We start from the raw sequence: 14,779 nt of genomic DNA, 5'->3' as shown, positions 1-14,779 counted from the left end.
GAGGCGCCCGCGGCCATGCGCCGGGCATACGACCCGAGGTGGTCCATGTCCATCCCCATCCGCAGGCGCGTGCGACGCCTCGCGGTCCTCGCCCTCACCGCCGCCCTCGTGACGGCCGGCTGCGCCGAGCGTGCCGACGACGAACCGAGTACGCCGAAGACCCCGGAGCGGCAGTTCCCCGTCACGGTCACGCCCGCCGAGGGCGCGCCGGTCACCATCGACGAGCGGCCCGAGCGCATCGTGTCGCTGTCGGCCAGCAACACCGAGACGCTCTACGCCATCGGCGCGGGTGACCAGGTCGTGGCCGTGGACGACCAGTCGACCTACCCGGCCGACGCGCCAAGGACCGACCTCTCCGGGCTGACCCCCAACGTCGAGGCCATCGTCGGCTACGACCCCGACCTCGTGGTGATCTCCGACGACGCCGACGACCTCGTGGCATCGCTCACCAGGCTCGACCGCGACGTCCTGGCCGTCCCCGCGGCAGCCACCCTCGACGACCTCTACACCGGGATGGAGCTCCTCGGCCGGGCCACCGGCCACGCCGACGAGGCGAAGGACCTGGCCAGGACGACCGAGGACGACCTCGACAAGCTCGCCGAGGACACCCCGAAGCAGGACCTGACCTACTACCACGAGCTCGACACCACGCTCTACAGCGCGACGTCCAAGACCTTCATCGGCCAGGTCTACGGCCTCTTCGGGCTCACCAACATCGCCGACCCGGCCGACAAGGACAGCGGCGGCTACCCGCAGCTGTCCGCCGAGCACATCCTCAAGGCCAACCCCGACCTGATCTTCCTCGCGGACGTGAAGTGCTGCGGCCAGAACGCGAAGACGGTCGCCGCGCGGCCCGGCTGGAGCACGCTCGACGCGGTGCGGAACGGCAACGTCGTCGAGCTCGACGACGACCTCGCCTCGCGCTGGGGGCCGCGGGTGGTCGACCTCGCCCGGTCCGTCGCCGACGCGGTGACCAAGGCGAGCCAGAGCTGATGCTCACGACGACGAGCCGCGCGACCGCGCGGCCCGCGCGCAAGGTCACGCCGACCCGGCTGCGGCCCGCGGTGCTGGTCGCGTCGGTGCTCGCGCTCGCCGTCGTGATCTCGGTGTCCACCCTGCTCGGCGCGGCCAACCTCGGCTGGACCCGCGTCGTGCACGAGGTCTGGGCGCAGCTCACCGGCGGAGTGTCGCCGCTGTCGGCCACCGAGGCGGCGATCGTCTGGGAGGTCCGGCTGCCGCGGGTCATCCTCGCCGGGCTGGTCGGCGCGGCGCTCGCGATGGCCGGCGCGGCGTTCCAGGGCGTGTTCCGCAACCCGCTCGCCGACCCGTTCCTGCTCGGCGCCGCCGCCGGCGCGGGGATGGCGGCCACGATCGTGGTCGTCGCCGCGCCCTCGGTCACCGGGTGGGTCATCGGGCCGCTCCCGCTGGCCGCGTTCGCCGGCGCGATCGGCGGCGTGTCGCTGACCTGGCTGCTCGGCCGCTCGGCCGGCGGCGGCACCGCGGTGCTGCTGCTCGCCGGCATCGCGATCGCGTCGTTCCTCACCGCGATCCAGACGTTCGTGCAGCAGCTCAACACCGACACGATCAAGCAGGTCTACAGCTGGATGCTCGGCGGCCTCAACACGACCGGCTGGCGCGAGGTGCTCATCACGCTCCCATACATCGGGCTCGCCGGGATCGTGTTGTGCGTGTGCGCGCGGCTGCTCGACGTGCTCGCGCTCGGCGACGACGAGGCCGCGTCGCTGGGCATCAACCCCGCGCGGGTGCGGATCGTCGTGCTGCTGGCCGCGTCGCTCGCCACCGCGGCGGCGGTCGCGGTGAGCGGGCTGATCGGGTTCGTCGGCATCGTCGTGCCGCACGTCGTGCGGCTGCTGGCCGGGGCGAGCTACCGGGTCGTGGTGCCGCTGTCGCTGGTCGGCGGCGCGATGTTCCTGATCATCGCGGACCACATCGCGCGCACCGCGTTCGCACCCGCCGAGCTGCCGATCGGGGTGATCACCGCGTTCACCGGCGCGCCGTTCTTCCTGCTGGTGCTGCGGATGAACCGGGGCCAGCTCCGGTGACCGCGCTGACGCTGCGCGGGGTGTCCGCGCGCTACGGGTCCAGGACGGTGGCCGCCGAGGTCGACGTCGAGGTGCCCACCGGCAGCTGGCTCGCGATCATCGGACCGAACGGCGCCGGCAAGTCCTCGCTGCTGAAGTCGATCGTCGGCGTCGTCGACCACGACGGCGAGATCCTGCTGGACGGCACCCCGACCGCGGCGTTCGGCAGCCGCGAGCGGGCCAGGGCGATCGCCTACGCCCCGCAGACGCCGCAGCTGCCGGACCGGCTGACGGTCACCGACTACGTGCTGCTCGGCCGCACCCCGCACCTGGCTCCGCTGGCCCGTGAGCGGCGCGCGGACCTGGAGATCGTCGAGCAGGTGCTCGGCCGGCTGGATCTCTCCGAGATGGCGGACCGGGCCCTGCACACCCTGTCCGGCGGCGAGCGCCAGCGGACCGTGCTCGCCCGGGTGCTCGCCCAGCAGGCGGGCCTGCTGCTGCTCGACGAGCCGACCACGGGCCTCGACATCGGGCACGCGCAGGCCCTGCTGGACCTCATCGACCGCCTCCGCGCCGAGGAAGGCGCGACGGTGGTGAGCTCGCTGCACGATCTCACGCTGTCCGCCCAGTACGCCGACCGGCTGCTGCTGCTCGACGGCGGCGAGGTCGTCGCTTCCGGGACGCCGCAACAGGTGCTCACCCGCAAGACCGTCGAGCGCCACTACGACGCGACGGTCGAGGTCGTCCGGACGGCGAACGGGAACCTGGTGGTCGCCCCGACCCGGGCCGGCCGGCCCGCTGCGCCGACCGAGTGACCGCCACCGAAACCGAGTCCTGACAAGCCTTCTCGCCGATACGATCCGCGGCATGGGCAACTGGCCTTGGTAAGCCGTCGCGGCGGCCGGGTGGGTCCTGGTGTTCGGCCGGCGGTTGGTCGCGGCGGTGCGTTTCTGGCGCGGCACCAGGCGGACCGCACGCCATGTCCGTCAGTTCCGTGGCCGGGCCGTGCCGACCACGGGTGCGGTGGTGCACAACCAGTTCGAGTCGGTGATCGGACCACCCCCGGGCTCGTGCTGCGCCTGGTCGCGGGAAGCACGACCCGACGGCGGCCGAGCCTCAACTAGAACATGTTACAGTTTCGCCCGTGATCCTGGACCGGTTCCTGCTCACCGACCATGTCGCCGTCGTGACCGGGGCCGGGCGGGGCATCGGTGCCGCCACGGCCGTCGCGCTCGCCGAGGCCGGCGCCGACGTCGTGATCTCCTCCCGTACCAAGGACGACCTCGACGCCGTCGCCGAGCGGGTCACCGCCACCGGCCGGCGGGCGCACCCGGTCGCCGCCGACCTGTCCGATGTGGACGCCGTCGCCGGGCTCGCCGACGCCGCCCGGCGGGAGTTCGGCCGGCTCGACGTCGTCGTCAACAACCTCGGCGGCACCTACCCGCGCCCGCTACTCGACACGAGCACCGACTTCCTCGAGGAAGCCTTCCGCTTCAACGTCTCCACCGCGCACGCCCTCACCCGCGCCGCCGCCCCGATCATGCTCGCCGGCGAAGGTGGTGCCGTCGTCAACGTCTCGTCGATCATGGGCCGGGTCAGCGGCCGCGGCTTCCTCGCCTACGGCACCGCGAAGGCCGCGCTCGCCCACCTCACCGAGCTGTCCGCCTACGACCTCGCGCCACGCATCCGGGTCAACGCGATCTGCGTCGGCTCAGTCGCGACGTCGGCGCTGGACATCGTGCTCACCAACGACGAGCTGCGCACGAGGATGGAGCGCGCCACTCCCCTGCGCCGCATCGGCTCGCCGGAGGAGGTCGCGGCCACCGTCCTGTTCCTCACCTCGGCGGCCGGCGGCTACCTCACCGGAAAGGTGCTCGAGGTCGACGGCGGCCTGCAGGCACCCAACCTCGACCTGGGCCTGCCGGATCTATGACGTACACAGTGGTGCAGTGGTGTACCGGCAACGTCGGTCGGCACGCGATCGCCGGGATCGCCGCCCGGCCGGACCTCACCCTCGCCGGCTGTTGGGTGTCCACTCAGGACAAGGCGGGCCGGGACGCGGGTGAGCTCGCGGGTATCGGACCGCTCGGCCTCACCGCGACCACCGACGCCGACGCGCTCCTCGCCCTGCGGCCCGACTGCGTCGTCTACACCGCGATGGCCGACGACCGGATCACCGACGCGCTGGCCGACCTCGAGCGGATCCTGCGCGCGGGCATCAACGTCGTGTCCAGCTCGCCGGTGTTCCTGCAGTATCCGACCGGCGTGGTGCCCGCCGACCTGGTCGAGCCGATCCGCCGCGCCGCGGCCGAGGGCGGCGCGTCCCTGTGGGTCAACGGCATCGACCCCGGCTTCGCCAACGACTGGCTGCCGCTCGTGCTCACCTCGGTGTGCCAGCGCATCGACCAGGTGCGCTGCCTGGAGATCCTCGACTACTCCACCTACGACAACGCCAAGGTCCTCTTCGACATCATGGGCTTCGGCCGGCCGATGGACGACCCGCCGATGCTGCTGCTCCCCGGCGTGCTGTCGCTCGCGTGGGGCAGCGTCGTGCGCCAGCTCGCGGCCGGGTTGGGCGTCGAGCTGGACGGCGTCGAGGAGACGTCGGCCCGGCTGCCGGCCCCGGAGACGTTCACCATCCGGGCGGGCACGATCGAGGCCGGCACCGCGGCCGCGCTGCGGTTCGAGGTGCGCGGGATGCTCGGCGGCCGGGCGGTGTGCGTGCTCGAGCACGTCACCCGGCTGCGCCCCGACCTCGGGCCGGGCTGGCCGCGACCGACCGGGCAGGGCGGCTACCGCGTGGAGGTCACGGGCGAGCCGAACTACACGCTCGACCTGCGGCTCGTCGCCACCGACGGCGACCACAACACGGCCGGCCTCAAGGCCACCGCGATGCGCCTGGTGAACGCGATCCCGGCGGTGGTCGCCGCGAAGCCGGGCCTGCTGACCGCGCTGGACCTGCCCCTGGTGACCGGCCGAGGCCTGGTCGCCGACGGCTCGATGCCTCGAACGCGTCACTCGGGACGTTGAGCGCCCTGAACGCGTCGTTCAGGGCATGGTCTCCTTGGCCTTCGCGGGCTTGTCCGCCTCGGCCGGCTCGTCCTCGGGCTCGTCCTCGCCGTCCTCGGGCTCGTCGCCGTCCCGGTCCTCGTCCTCGGCGTCGTCCTCGGCCGCGGCGGAGGAGTCGGTGTCGGTGGCGGTGTCGGCATCCGGTGGCACGTTGCCCTGGATGGCCGCCAGGTCCTCCCGTGGCCCACGCTTCTTCGCGAGGACCAGATATGCGATCGCGCCGAGGAACACGAGGATCGAGACCCAGACGTTGATCCGGACACCGGCCACGTGGGTGGCCTCGTCGGTGCGCATCATCTCGATCCAGGTGCGGCCGAGCGTGTAGCCGGCGACGTACACCGCGAACGCGCGGCCGTGGCCGAGGCGGAACCGCCGGTCGGCCCACACGATGAGCGCGGCGACCGCGAGGTTCCACAGCAGCTCGTAGAGAAAGGTCGGGTGCACGACCTCGATCGGGATGTGGTTGACCGCCACGCCGTTGAGGTTGTCCTCGGCGCCCGCCTCGTTGATGCGCCGGTAGATCTCCAGGCCCCAGGGCAGGTCGGTCGGCCCGCCGTAGAGCTCCTGGTTGAAGTAGTTGCCGAGCCTGCCGATGGCCTGGGCCGCGACGATGCCGGGCGCGATGACGTCGGCGAACACCGGTAGCGGCACCTTCTTGACCCGGCAGCCGATCCACGCGCCGACCGCGCCGAGCGCGATGGCGCCCCAGATGCCGAGGCCGCCGTCCCAGATGCGCAGCGCGTCGATGGGGTTGCGGCCCTCACCGAAGTAGCGCTGGTGGTCGGTGATGACGTGGTAGAGCCGCCCGCCGACCAGGCCGAACGGCACCGCGAACACCGAGATGTCGATGACGGTGCCGGGGGTGCCGCCGCGGGCGGCCCAGCGCCGTTCGCCCCACCAGATCGCCACGATGATGCCGGCGATGATGCACAGGGCGTACGCCCGCAGCGGGATGGGACCGAGCTCCCAGACACCACGGTCCGGGCTCGGGATGTTCGCCAGGAAGACACTGGACGCCACAGTCACGCGCGTCACCGTAACGGGCGACGTCCGTGCGGCGCACATAGGGTCCCGTGACACGATCTCGATCATGTTGTCACGCGAGGAAGTGGTGGCCTGGGTGGCCATTCGATACGGCCCCAGGCACGCTGAGAAGCGAGCCTCCGACGGCGGCTTCGCCTTCTGGGTCGACACACAGCCGGACGACTACCACGACGGCCACCCGAACGCGATGACCTACGGCAACGGGCCGTGCGTGATCGTCAAGCGCACCGGCGACGTGTGGCACCTCGCCTCGAACCCGGACAGCCTGCCGATCTACGGGGCCCGCTCCGCGAAGGAGCTCGCCCGGACCATGCGGGCCGCCGGCATGAACCCGAACATCCCCGACGAGACCATCGGCGGCACGCTCGCCGACCTACCCGACCCGGCGGCGCGGAAGGTCGACCACCACGCACACCTGGTCCGGTGGTTGAGCTCGAACGGCTGGCAGGAAGACGCCTACCGCATCGACGACCGGGTCTTCGCGTTCGTCGTCGTGCCCACGCCCGAGATCTCCGGCAACGGACCGATCTTCGTCGTCAAGCGGACCGCCGGAGTCTGGTACCTCGGGAGCTCACCCGCCGTGCACGCGGCCGCCTACGGTGCCCGCGGCGAGGCAGAGTTCTACGCCGCGCTCCTCTCGGTCGTGCCACAGGCCGACCCGCGGCAGCCGCACGACCGCATCCCGCAGAGTTATGAAAACCCGTTCTAGTGTCGCAGCGGCGTAAAGGTTTCAGGGTCACGCGACACTAGCGGGCGATGAGGGGGCGGCGGACGCCCTCGGCCAGCTCGGCGGCCAGCTCGCGCACCCCGGACACGTCGCCCGAGCGGGACACGAACGCCGAGCCGACGACGACCGCGTCGGCGAAGCCTGCCACCTCCGCCGCCTGGTCGCCCGACCGCACGCCGAGCCCGACGGCGATCGGCAGGTCGCCGGTGTACTCGCGGGCCCGCGAGACGAGCCCGGACGCGGCGCTGCCCACCCGGTCGCGGGCGCCGGTGACGCCCATGACCGCGGCCGCGTACAGGAAGCCCGTGGTCGCGGCGGCGGTCGAGGCGAGCCGCTCTGGCGACGAGGACGGCGCGACCAGGAAGATGCGGTCCAGGTCGTGTGCCGCCGAGGCGGCCAGCCAGTCCTCGGCCTCGTCCGGGACGAGGTCCGGCGTGATCATGCCCAGGCCACCCGCGGCGGCCAGGTCGCGGGCGAACCGGTCGACGCCGTAGCGGTGCACCGGGTTCCAGTACGTCATCACCACGGCCTGCCCGCCGCCCGACGCGACGGTCTCGACCACACCGAACAGGTCGCGCAGCCGGAACCCGCCCTTCAGCGCCAGGTCGGCGGCGGCCTGGATGGTGGGGCCGTCCATCACCGGGTCGGAGTACGGCACGCCGACCTCGACGATGTCGCAGCCCGCCTCGACCATCGCGGTCAGGCGCTCTGCCGAGCCGTCGACCGTCGGGTACCCGGCCGGCAGGTAGCCGACCAGCGCGGCCCGCCCCTCCGCGCGGGTGCGAGCGAACACCGGGTCCAGCCGTGCCATCACTGCTCCATGAAGCCGAAGTAGTCCGCGGCGGTGCCCATGTCCTTGTCGCCGCGCCCGGACAGGTTGACGAGGATCAGCCCGTCCGGCCCCAGCTCCCGGCCCAGCACCAGCGCGCCGGCCAGTGCGTGCGCCGACTCGACGGCCGGGATGATGCCCTCCGTGCGGGACAGCAGCTGGAACGCCGCCATCGCCTCCGCGTCGGTGACCGAGCGGTACTCGGCCCGGCCGATGTCCTTGAGGTAGGAGTGCTCCGGCCCGACCCCGGGGTAGTCCAGCCCGGCCGAGATCGAGTACGCCTCGATGGTCTGCCCGTCCTCGTCCTGCAGCAGGTAGGACAGCGCGCCGTGGAGCATGCCGGGGGTGCCTTCGCTGAGCGTGGCGCCGTGCTCGCCGGAGTCGATGCCCTTGCCGCCCGGCTCGAAGCCCACGAGCCGCACGTCCGGGTCGTCGATGAAGCCGTGGAAGATGCCGATGGCATTGGACCCGCCGCCGACGCACGCGGCGACCGCGTCGGGCAGCCGGCCGGCCTTCTCGAGGATCTGCGCGCGCGCCTCGGTGCCGATGATCTTGTGGAAGTTGCGCACCATCACCGGGAACGGGTGCCCGCCCGCGGCGGTGCCGAGCAGGTAGTGGGTGGTGTCGACGTTGGTGACCCAGTCGCGCAGCGCCTCGTTGATGGCGTCCTTGAGGGTGCGCGAGCCGGTCTTGACCGGGATGACCTCGGCGCCCAGCAGTCGCATCCGGGCCACGTTCAGCGCTTGACGTCGGGTGTCGACCTCGCCCATGTAGACCACACAGTCCAGGCCCATCAGCGCGCACGCGGTGGCGGTGGCCACCCCGTGCTGGCCGGCGCCGGTCTCGGCGATGACCCGCTTCTTGCCCATCCGCTTGGTGAGCAATGCCTGGCCCAGCACGTTGTTGATCTTGTGCGAGCCGGTGTGGTTGAGGTCCTCGCGCTTGAGGAAGATCCGCACGCCGCCCGCGTGCTCGGCGAACCGCGGTGCCTCGGTGAGCAGTGACGGGCGGCCGGCGTAGTCCTTCAGCAGCCTGTTGAGCTCGTCCACGAACTCCGGGTCCAGGCGTGCCTTGTCGTACTCGGCGGACAGCTCGTCCATGGCGCCGATCAGCGCCTCGGGCAGGAACCGACCGCCGTACGGGCCGAAGTGGCCGCGCGCGTCCGGGTCGTGCTTGTCCGGGTCGTGCACAGTGCCGACCTCGGGGTCCCGCGGGTCCCGCTCGGTCACCGACTCGGCCTCGGGCATGCCGGATGCGAGCCGGCCGTGACGAGCTGCACCACGGCGGCCTTGGGGTCGGGGCTCGCGACGAGGCTCTCGCCGACGAGCACGGCGTCGGCACCGGCGCCGGCGTGGGTCATGAGGTCACCCGGCCCGCGGACGCCGGACTCGGCGATCTTGATGATGTCGACCGGCAACCCGGGCGCGATGCGACCGAACACGTCCCGGTCGACCTCGAGCGTGTGCAGGTCGCGGGCGTTGATGCCCAGCACCGTGGCGCCGGCCTCGAGCGCGCGGTCGGCCTCCTCGGCGGTGTGCACCTCGACCAGCGCGGTCATGCCCAGCGACTCGACCCGGTCGAGCAGCGAGACGAGCGCGTTCTGCTCCAGCGCGGCGACGATCAGCAGGACCAGGTCGGCGCCGTGCATCCGCGCCTCGTGCACCTGGTAGGGGCCGACGACGAAGTCCTTGCGCAGCAACGGGACGTCGACCGCGGCCCGCACCGCGTCGAGGTCGGCCAGCGAGCCGCCGAACCGCCGCCCCTCGGTGAGCACGCTGATCACCCGTGCGCCCGCGTCGGCGTAGTCCTTGGCCAGCGCCGCCGGGTCGGCGATCTGCGCCAGCTCGCCCTTGGCCGGGCTGCGCCGCTTGACCTCGGCGATGACACCGATGCCGGAGCCGCGCAGCGCGGCCACGGCGTCCTTGGGCGGCGCGGCCTTGGCCGCGCGCTCCTTCACTGCTTCGAACGGGAGCGCGGCCTCGCGCTCCGCCAGGTCCTCGCGGACGCCCTCGATGATCGACTCGAGCACGCTGAGCTCGCTCATGACTCCCCCTCGCGGGCTCGGTCGAGCCGCTCGCGGTCGCCCTGTGACATTCGTTCGCTCGCAGGCTCGCTCACAGGCCACACTCGCCGGCGCTGCTCGGTCCCGGCAGTCGCGCCGTTTCCGATGTGTCGCAGGTGCTATCAGTCACCAGCTTTGCCCCTTTCCCGCCAAAGGGATGCTAACCCCGCACCGTGCGGTGACTCGTTACCGGGTCCACGCTCAGCGTTCATCCTCTGGGTTGCGAACTGTTGGATCTTCACCGTGGGACAGACCGTCCCACATGTCCTTGTCCGGATCGCCGGAACGTCGCCGCGCGTTAGCCGACTGATACCTGGCGCCGAGCGTGGGCAGCAGCGCGCCGGAACGGATCACCAGCAACCCCGCCACGACCAGCAGAACCGCGCCCAGCAAGGCGATCCAGCGGCCGAGCCCGGTGCCGTCGGCGGTCACGCTCGGCGCACCCGCGAGTACTCCGGTGATCACCACGACCGCGCCGACGACCCGCTTGCCCCAGCCGCCGACCGCGACCGTGCCGGCGAACCCGGCGAGCGCCGCGAGCGCGAGCGCCGTGCCGTAGCGCGGGGTGTCGACACCCCAGCTGATCCGGGTCGAGCCCCACAGGGCGGCCGCTGCGGCGAGTAGTAGCACCGCGACTATCCATAGTGGACCTCGGGTCGTCGTCGGCGTCGCCTGCGTCGGTCTCGGCTCAGTCACCGCGCCCCCCGGCGGCCGGGCGCATCGTCTGCGCGGTGGCGATCGCGGCGAGTACGGCCTTGGCCTTGTTGACGCACTCGATGTCCTCGGCGACCGGGTCGGAGTCGGCCACGATACCGGCGCCGGCCTGCACGTAGGCGGTGCCGTCGCGCATCAGCGCGGTGCGGATGGCGATGGCGGTGTCCGCGTCGCCGGCGAAGTCGAGATAGCCGACGACGCCGCCGTAGAGCCCGCGCCGGGTCGGCTCCAGCTCCTCGATGAGCTCCATGGCGCGCGGCTTGGGCGCGCCGGAGAGGGTGCCGGCCGGGAAGCACGCGGCCACGGCGTCGAAGGCGGTCCTGGCCTCGTCGAGGGTGCCGGTGACGGTCGACACGATGTGCATCACGTGGCTGTAGCGCTCGACCCGGAAGAAGTCGACGACGTGGACGCTGCCCGGGCGGCAGACCCGGCCGAGGTCGTTGCGCCCGAGGTCGACGAGCATCACGTGCTCCGCGCGCTCCTTCTCGTCGCTGAGCATGTCCTTCTCGAGGAGGGCGTCGTCGTCGGGGTCGACGCCGCGCCACCGGGTGCCGGCGATCGGGTGCGTGGTGGCCACGCCGTCGCGCACGGTTACCAGCGACTCCGGGCTGGAGCCGACGATGTCGAAGCCGTCGAGGCGGAGCAGGTACATGTACGGGCTGGGGTTGGTGGCGCGCAGGACGCGGTAGACGTCGAGGGGGTCGGCGTCGGTCGTCATCTCGAAACGCTGGGAGAGGACGACCTGGAAGCCCTCGCCGGCGCGGATGGCCTCCTTGGCGGTCCGCACCGCGCTCGTGTAGTCCTCGCGGCTCCTGCGCCTGTCGTACTCGGGCTCGGGCCGGTCGAAGACGGCGACGGTGGCGTCGGTCGGGGTGTGCAGCCGGCCGGTCATCGCGTCGAGCCGCCCGATGGCGGCGTCGTAGGCCGCGTCGACCCGGGCGGGGGTGTCGTCCCAGTTCACGGCGTTGGCGATGAGAGTGATGGTGCCCTCGTGGTGGTCCAGCGCGGCGAGGTCGGTGGCGAGGAGCATGGCCAGCTCGGGGAGCCGGAGGTCGTCGTCGGTGAGCTCGGGGAGGCGCTCGAGGCGGCGGACGGCGTCGTAGCCGATGAAGCCGACCATGCCGCCGGTCAGCGGGGGGAGGCCGGGGAGGGCGTCGGTGTGGAGGATCTCGACGGTCTCGCGGAGCACCTGGAGCGGGTCACCGCCGCTGGGCAGGCCGTCCGGGACGGTGCCGACCCAGCAGGCCTCGCCGTCGCGCTCGGTGAGCACGGCGGAGCTGTCGACGCCGACGAAGGACCAGCGCGACCAGGAACGCCCGTTCTCGGCGGACTCGAGGAGGAAGGTCTTCGGCCGTCCCTGCGCGAGCTTGCGGTACACGCCGACGGGCGTCTCGGCGTCGGCGAGCACCCGCCGGACCACGGGAATGACCCGCCGCTCGGCGGCGAGCTGGTGGAACTCGTCCCGGGTGGGAGAGACGACACCCAGCCCGCCGACGGCCTTCGCCGCGTTGATCACACTGACCATGCGCCCCATTGTCCCGGCACCGCGCCCGCGCCCCGCCCCGCCCCCGGACCCGCGAGTCCAACACTCCGGACCCGCGAGTCCAACGCCCAGGACCCGCGAGTCCCCCACTCGGAACCGGCGAGTCCCCCACTCGCGGACGGGGCACTCGCCGGGCGGGAATGGGGGACTCGCGGAGCCGGGCGAAGCTCGTGAAATTCATGGACTGTTGAAAATTGGCCGCGCGTGACGCATGATGATGAGGTGAGCAAGGCAGCGACGCAAGGGGCCGCCCGCCGCCGAGGCAGGCGGCCCGGTGGCACGGACACCCGCGCCGCGCTGGTCGACGCGGCCCGCGCGGTGTTCATCGAGCAGGGCTACGACGGCGCCACGGTACGCACGATCGCCGCCAGGGCCGGGGTCGACGCGGCCATGGTCAACCACTGGTTCGGCGGCAAGGAGGGCCTGTTCGCCGAGGCCGTCCTCAAGCTCCCGTTCAACCCCAAGGACGTGGCCGACCGCCTGCTCGACGGCGACGTGGACGACATCGGCCGGCGCATCGTCCGCACCTTCCTCACCACCTGGGACACCACCGGCGGCGGCGTCTTCACCGCGCTGATGCGCAGCGTCACCAGCCACGAGCAGGCCGCCCATGTGCTGCGCGACTTCCTGATCAAGCACATCGTCGAGCGGGTGCTGAAGTCGGTCGGCCTGGACAACCTCGAGTTCCGCGCGACGCTCGTCGCCTCGCAGCTGGTCGGCATGGGCATGGTGCGCTACGTCGCCCAGTTCGAGCCGCTCTCCTCCACCGATATCGACACCATGGTCGCCGCCGTCGCGCCCACCATCCAGCGCTACATCACCGGCGAGATCACCTGAGCAGGACGTCCTCGGCGAAGCACGTCGCCGCCCCGGTGTGACAGGCCGCGCCCTCCTGGTCGACGACCAGCAGCACCGTGTCGCCGTCGCAGTCGAGCCGGACCTCGTGCACCTTCTGGGTGTGCCCGGACGTCTCGCCCTTGACCCACAACCGGCCGCGGCTGCGCGAGAAGTACGTCGCCCGCCGGGTCCGCAGGGTCAGCGCGAGCGCCTCGTCGTTCATCCACGCGACCATGAGCACCTCGCCGGTCCCCCGCCGCTGGGCCACCGCGCAGACGAGACCGTCCGCGTCGCGCTTGAGCCGCGCGGCGATCCCGGAGTCCAAAGTGGGCGGTGTCGGGAGCTCGCCCTGTGACAATGGTTCGCTCGCAGGCTCGCCCTGTGACAATGGATCGCTCGCCGGCTCGCCAGGTGACAATGGATCGCTCGCCGGCTCGCCAGGTGACAATGGATCGCTCGCAGGCTCGCCAGGTGACAATGGATCGCTCGCAGGCTCGCTCATCGGACCACGACCCCGGCCTGCCGCAAGGCGTCCTTGACCTCGCCGATGCGCAGTTGTCCGAAGTGGAACACCGACGCCGCGAGCACTGCGTCCGCGCCCGCGGCGACCGCGGGCGGGAAGTGGCCCACCGCGCCCGCGCCGCCGCTCGCGATCAGCGGGACGTCGACCACCGCGCGCACGAGCTTGATCAGCTCGAGGTCGAAGCCGGCCCTGGTGCCGTCCGCGTCCATCGAGTTCAGCAGGATCTCGCCGACGCCGAGCTCCTGGCCGCGGGCGGCCCACTCGACCGCGTCGATGCCGGTGCCCTGCCGGCCGCCGTGCGTGGTGACCTCGAACCCGGACGGGGTCGCCGCCCGACGCGCGTCCACCGACAGGACGACACACTGCGCGCCGAACCGCAGCGAGCACTCGTGCAGCAGCTCGGGCCGCAGGATCGCGGCTGTGTTGATGCTCACCTTGTCCGCGCCCGCTCGCAGCAGACGGTCCACATCGGACGCCGCACGGACGCCGCCGCCCACGGTGAGCGGGATGAACACCTGCTCCGCGGTGCGCCGCACCACGTCGAACGTGGTCTCGCGGTCCGAGGAGGACGCGGTGACGTCCAAAAAGGTCAGTTCGTCGGCGCCCTCGGCGTCGTACGCGGCGGCGAGCTCGACCGGGTCGCCCGCGTCGACGAGGTCGGTGAAGTTGACGCCCTTGACCACCCGGCCGGCGTCGACGTCCAGACACGGAATCACCCGGACAGCAACTGGCATGCCGTCGAGGATACTGGCGGTGGGACGAGAGGAGCCGAGGTGGCGCGTACGGGGCGGCGGCCCGGGCAGACGCAGACCAGGGACGACATCCTGGCGGCGGCCCGCAACCAGTTCGCGGCTCGCGGCTTCGGCGGCGCCACCATCCGCGGCATCGCGGCCGAGGCCGGGGTCAACCCGGCGCTCGTGCACCACTTCTTCGGCTCGAAGGACCAGGTCTTCGTCGCGGCGATGAACCTGCCGTTCAACCCGTCGGCCCTGGTGGACGTCATCCTGGCCGGACCACGCGAGCAGATCGGCGAGCGGATCCTGCGGCTGTTTCTGGGACTGTGGTCCGAGCCGGTGACACGACTGCCCTTCTTCGCGCTGGTGCGCTCGGTCAGCAGCAACCCCGAGGTGGCCGCGCAGCTGCGCCAGTTCATGGAGACCGCGGTGCTCGCCAAGGTGGCGGCGGCGCTGGACCTGCCGCCGCTGCGGCTCACCGGCGCGGCCTCGCAGATGATCGGCCTCGTGATGATGCGCTACGTCATCGGCGCCGAGCCGATGGCCTCCGCCACCGAGGACGAGGTCGTCGAGCTCGTCGCCCCGGTGATCCAGCACTATTTCGACGGCTGATCCCGAGGTTCCGCTTGACGGCGGAACTCAACGGGCGCAGAAT

At 72.1% G+C, this 14,779-nt stretch carries 16 protein-coding genes; 8 read left to right on the top strand and 8 right to left on the bottom strand.

The window, feature by feature from the left end:
• Positions 1-45: 45 nt before the first annotated feature.
• The 5 genes from GEV28_RS12705 (at position 46) to GEV28_RS12685 (ending at position 5,072) form a co-directional block, all read left to right on the top strand.
• Entirely contained in the window at positions 46-993 is a 948-nt protein-coding gene (locus tag GEV28_RS12705; protein ID WP_291411928.1) for an ABC transporter substrate-binding protein, read from the top strand.
• A complete protein-coding gene (locus GEV28_RS12700) occupies positions 993-2,063 on the top strand; it encodes an iron ABC transporter permease (RefSeq protein WP_291411926.1) in 1,071 nt (356 codons plus the stop codon). Before GEV28_RS12705 ends, GEV28_RS12700 begins: the two co-directional genes overlap by 1 nt.
• Entirely contained in the window at positions 2,060-2,857 is a 798-nt protein-coding gene (locus GEV28_RS12695) for an ABC transporter ATP-binding protein (RefSeq protein WP_291411924.1), read from the top strand. Before GEV28_RS12700 ends, GEV28_RS12695 begins: the two co-directional genes overlap by 4 nt.
• Positions 2,858-3,186: 329 nt before the next feature.
• Positions 3,187-3,975 (top strand): SDR family oxidoreductase, encoded by a 789-nt coding sequence (locus GEV28_RS12690; protein WP_291411922.1) that lies wholly within the window; start codon positions 3,187-3,189, stop codon positions 3,973-3,975.
• Entirely contained in the window at positions 3,972-5,072 is a 1,101-nt protein-coding gene (locus GEV28_RS12685; protein WP_291411920.1) for a diacylglycerol kinase, read from the top strand. Before GEV28_RS12690 ends, GEV28_RS12685 begins: the two co-directional genes overlap by 4 nt.
• 18 nt (positions 5,073-5,090) lie before the next feature.
• On the opposite strand, the gene lgt is transcribed toward GEV28_RS12685, so the two are convergent.
• Entirely contained in the window at positions 5,091-6,176 is a 1,086-nt protein-coding gene (lgt, locus tag GEV28_RS12680) for a prolipoprotein diacylglyceryl transferase (RefSeq protein ID WP_291411971.1), read from the bottom strand.
• 25 nt (positions 6,177-6,201) lie between these two features.
• Here lgt and GEV28_RS12675 point away from each other — a divergent pair, with 25 nt between their 5' ends.
• A complete protein-coding gene (locus GEV28_RS12675) occupies positions 6,202-6,864 on the top strand; it encodes a hypothetical protein (protein WP_291411918.1) in 663 nt (220 codons plus the stop codon).
• Between the two features lie 37 nt (positions 6,865-6,901).
• Here GEV28_RS12675 and trpA read toward each other — a convergent pair whose 3' ends face one another.
• The 5 genes from trpA to GEV28_RS12650 all read right to left on the bottom strand — a co-directional run bounded on the left by trpA (position 6,902) and on the right by GEV28_RS12650 (position 12,012).
• Positions 6,902-7,693: a tryptophan synthase subunit alpha gene (gene trpA, locus GEV28_RS12670; RefSeq protein ID WP_291411916.1), complete on the bottom strand. Its 792-nt coding sequence runs from the start codon at positions 7,691-7,693 to the stop codon at positions 6,902-6,904.
• Positions 7,693-8,958, bottom strand: coding sequence for a tryptophan synthase subunit beta (gene trpB / locus GEV28_RS12665; protein ID WP_291411914.1), 1,266 nt, complete (start codon positions 8,956-8,958; stop codon positions 7,693-7,695). The genes trpA and trpB overlap by 1 nt, the downstream gene beginning before the upstream one ends.
• The gene (gene trpC, locus GEV28_RS12660) at positions 8,937-9,755 is read right to left on the bottom strand and encodes an indole-3-glycerol phosphate synthase TrpC (RefSeq protein ID WP_291411912.1); all 819 of its coding nucleotides are present in this window, start codon (positions 9,753-9,755) and stop codon (positions 8,937-8,939) included. The genes trpB and trpC overlap by 22 nt, the downstream gene beginning before the upstream one ends.
• Before the next feature lie 219 nt (positions 9,756-9,974).
• Entirely contained in the window at positions 9,975-10,403 is a 429-nt protein-coding gene (locus GEV28_RS12655) for a Trp biosynthesis-associated membrane protein (protein WP_291411910.1), read from the bottom strand.
• A 58-nt stretch (positions 10,404-10,461) separates the two neighbouring features.
• Positions 10,462-12,012, bottom strand: a complete 1,551-nt coding sequence (locus GEV28_RS12650) for an anthranilate synthase component I (protein ID WP_291411908.1) — start codon at positions 12,010-12,012, stop codon at positions 10,462-10,464.
• 240 nt (positions 12,013-12,252) lie between these two features.
• On the opposite strand from GEV28_RS12650, the gene GEV28_RS12645 reads away from it, so the two are divergent.
• Positions 12,253-12,867 carry a TetR family transcriptional regulator gene (locus GEV28_RS12645; protein WP_291411906.1) on the top strand — a complete coding sequence of 205 codons (615 nt, stop codon included), beginning with the start codon at positions 12,253-12,255 and terminating at the stop codon, positions 12,865-12,867.
• On the opposite strand, the gene hisI is transcribed toward GEV28_RS12645, so the two are convergent.
• Together hisI and hisF are read right to left on the bottom strand one after the other, a co-directional pair.
• Positions 12,860-13,192: a phosphoribosyl-AMP cyclohydrolase gene (gene hisI, locus GEV28_RS12640; protein WP_291411904.1), complete on the bottom strand. Its 333-nt coding sequence runs from the start codon at positions 13,190-13,192 to the stop codon at positions 12,860-12,862. The two genes, GEV28_RS12645 and hisI, sit on opposite strands and share 8 nt — an antisense overlap.
• 173 nt (positions 13,193-13,365) lie before the next feature.
• Complete coding sequence (gene hisF, locus GEV28_RS12635) at positions 13,366-14,124, bottom strand: imidazole glycerol phosphate synthase subunit HisF (protein ID WP_291411902.1); 759 nt, start codon at positions 14,122-14,124, stop codon at positions 13,366-13,368.
• 39 nt (positions 14,125-14,163) lie between these two features.
• Here hisF and GEV28_RS12630 point away from each other — a divergent pair, with 39 nt between their 5' ends.
• Entirely contained in the window at positions 14,164-14,736 is a 573-nt protein-coding gene (locus GEV28_RS12630; RefSeq protein WP_291411900.1) for a TetR family transcriptional regulator, read from the top strand.
• Positions 14,737-14,779 lie beyond the last annotated feature (43 nt).

This window comes from Actinophytocola sp. (assembly GCF_009379765.1).
Taxonomy (GTDB): Bacteria; Actinomycetota; Actinomycetes; order Mycobacteriales; family Pseudonocardiaceae; genus Actinophytocola.
Note: the sequence above shows the minus strand (reverse complement) of the source record. Positions and strands in the feature narration are given on the sequence as shown.

Excerpts from the sequence above, each read along its gene's own strand:
- GEV28_RS12705 (WP_291411928.1), top strand. The coding sequence starts at position 46 with ATGTCCATCCCCATCCGCAGGCGCGTGCGACGCCTCGCGGTCCTCGCC.
- GEV28_RS12700 (WP_291411926.1), top strand. The coding sequence starts at position 993 with ATGCTCACGACGACGAGCCGCGCGACCGCGCGGCCCGCGCGCAAGGTC.
- GEV28_RS12685 (WP_291411920.1), top strand. The coding sequence starts at position 3,972 with ATGACGTACACAGTGGTGCAGTGGTGTACCGGCAACGTCGGTCGGCAC.
- lgt (WP_291411971.1), bottom strand. The coding sequence starts at position 6,176 with ATGTGCGCCGCACGGACGTCGCCCGTTACGGTGACGCGCGTGACTGTG.
- GEV28_RS12675 (WP_291411918.1), top strand. The coding sequence starts at position 6,202 with ATGTTGTCACGCGAGGAAGTGGTGGCCTGGGTGGCCATTCGATACGGC.
- trpA (WP_291411916.1), bottom strand. The coding sequence starts at position 7,693 with ATGGCACGGCTGGACCCGGTGTTCGCTCGCACCCGCGCGGAGGGGCGG.
- trpB (WP_291411914.1), bottom strand. The coding sequence starts at position 8,958 with ATGCCCGAGGCCGAGTCGGTGACCGAGCGGGACCCGCGGGACCCCGAG.
- trpC (WP_291411912.1), bottom strand. The coding sequence starts at position 9,755 with ATGAGCGAGCTCAGCGTGCTCGAGTCGATCATCGAGGGCGTCCGCGAG.
- GEV28_RS12650 (WP_291411908.1), bottom strand. The coding sequence starts at position 12,012 with ATGGTCAGTGTGATCAACGCGGCGAAGGCCGTCGGCGGGCTGGGTGTC.
- hisF (WP_291411902.1), bottom strand. The coding sequence starts at position 14,124 with ATGCCAGTTGCTGTCCGGGTGATTCCGTGTCTGGACGTCGACGCCGGC.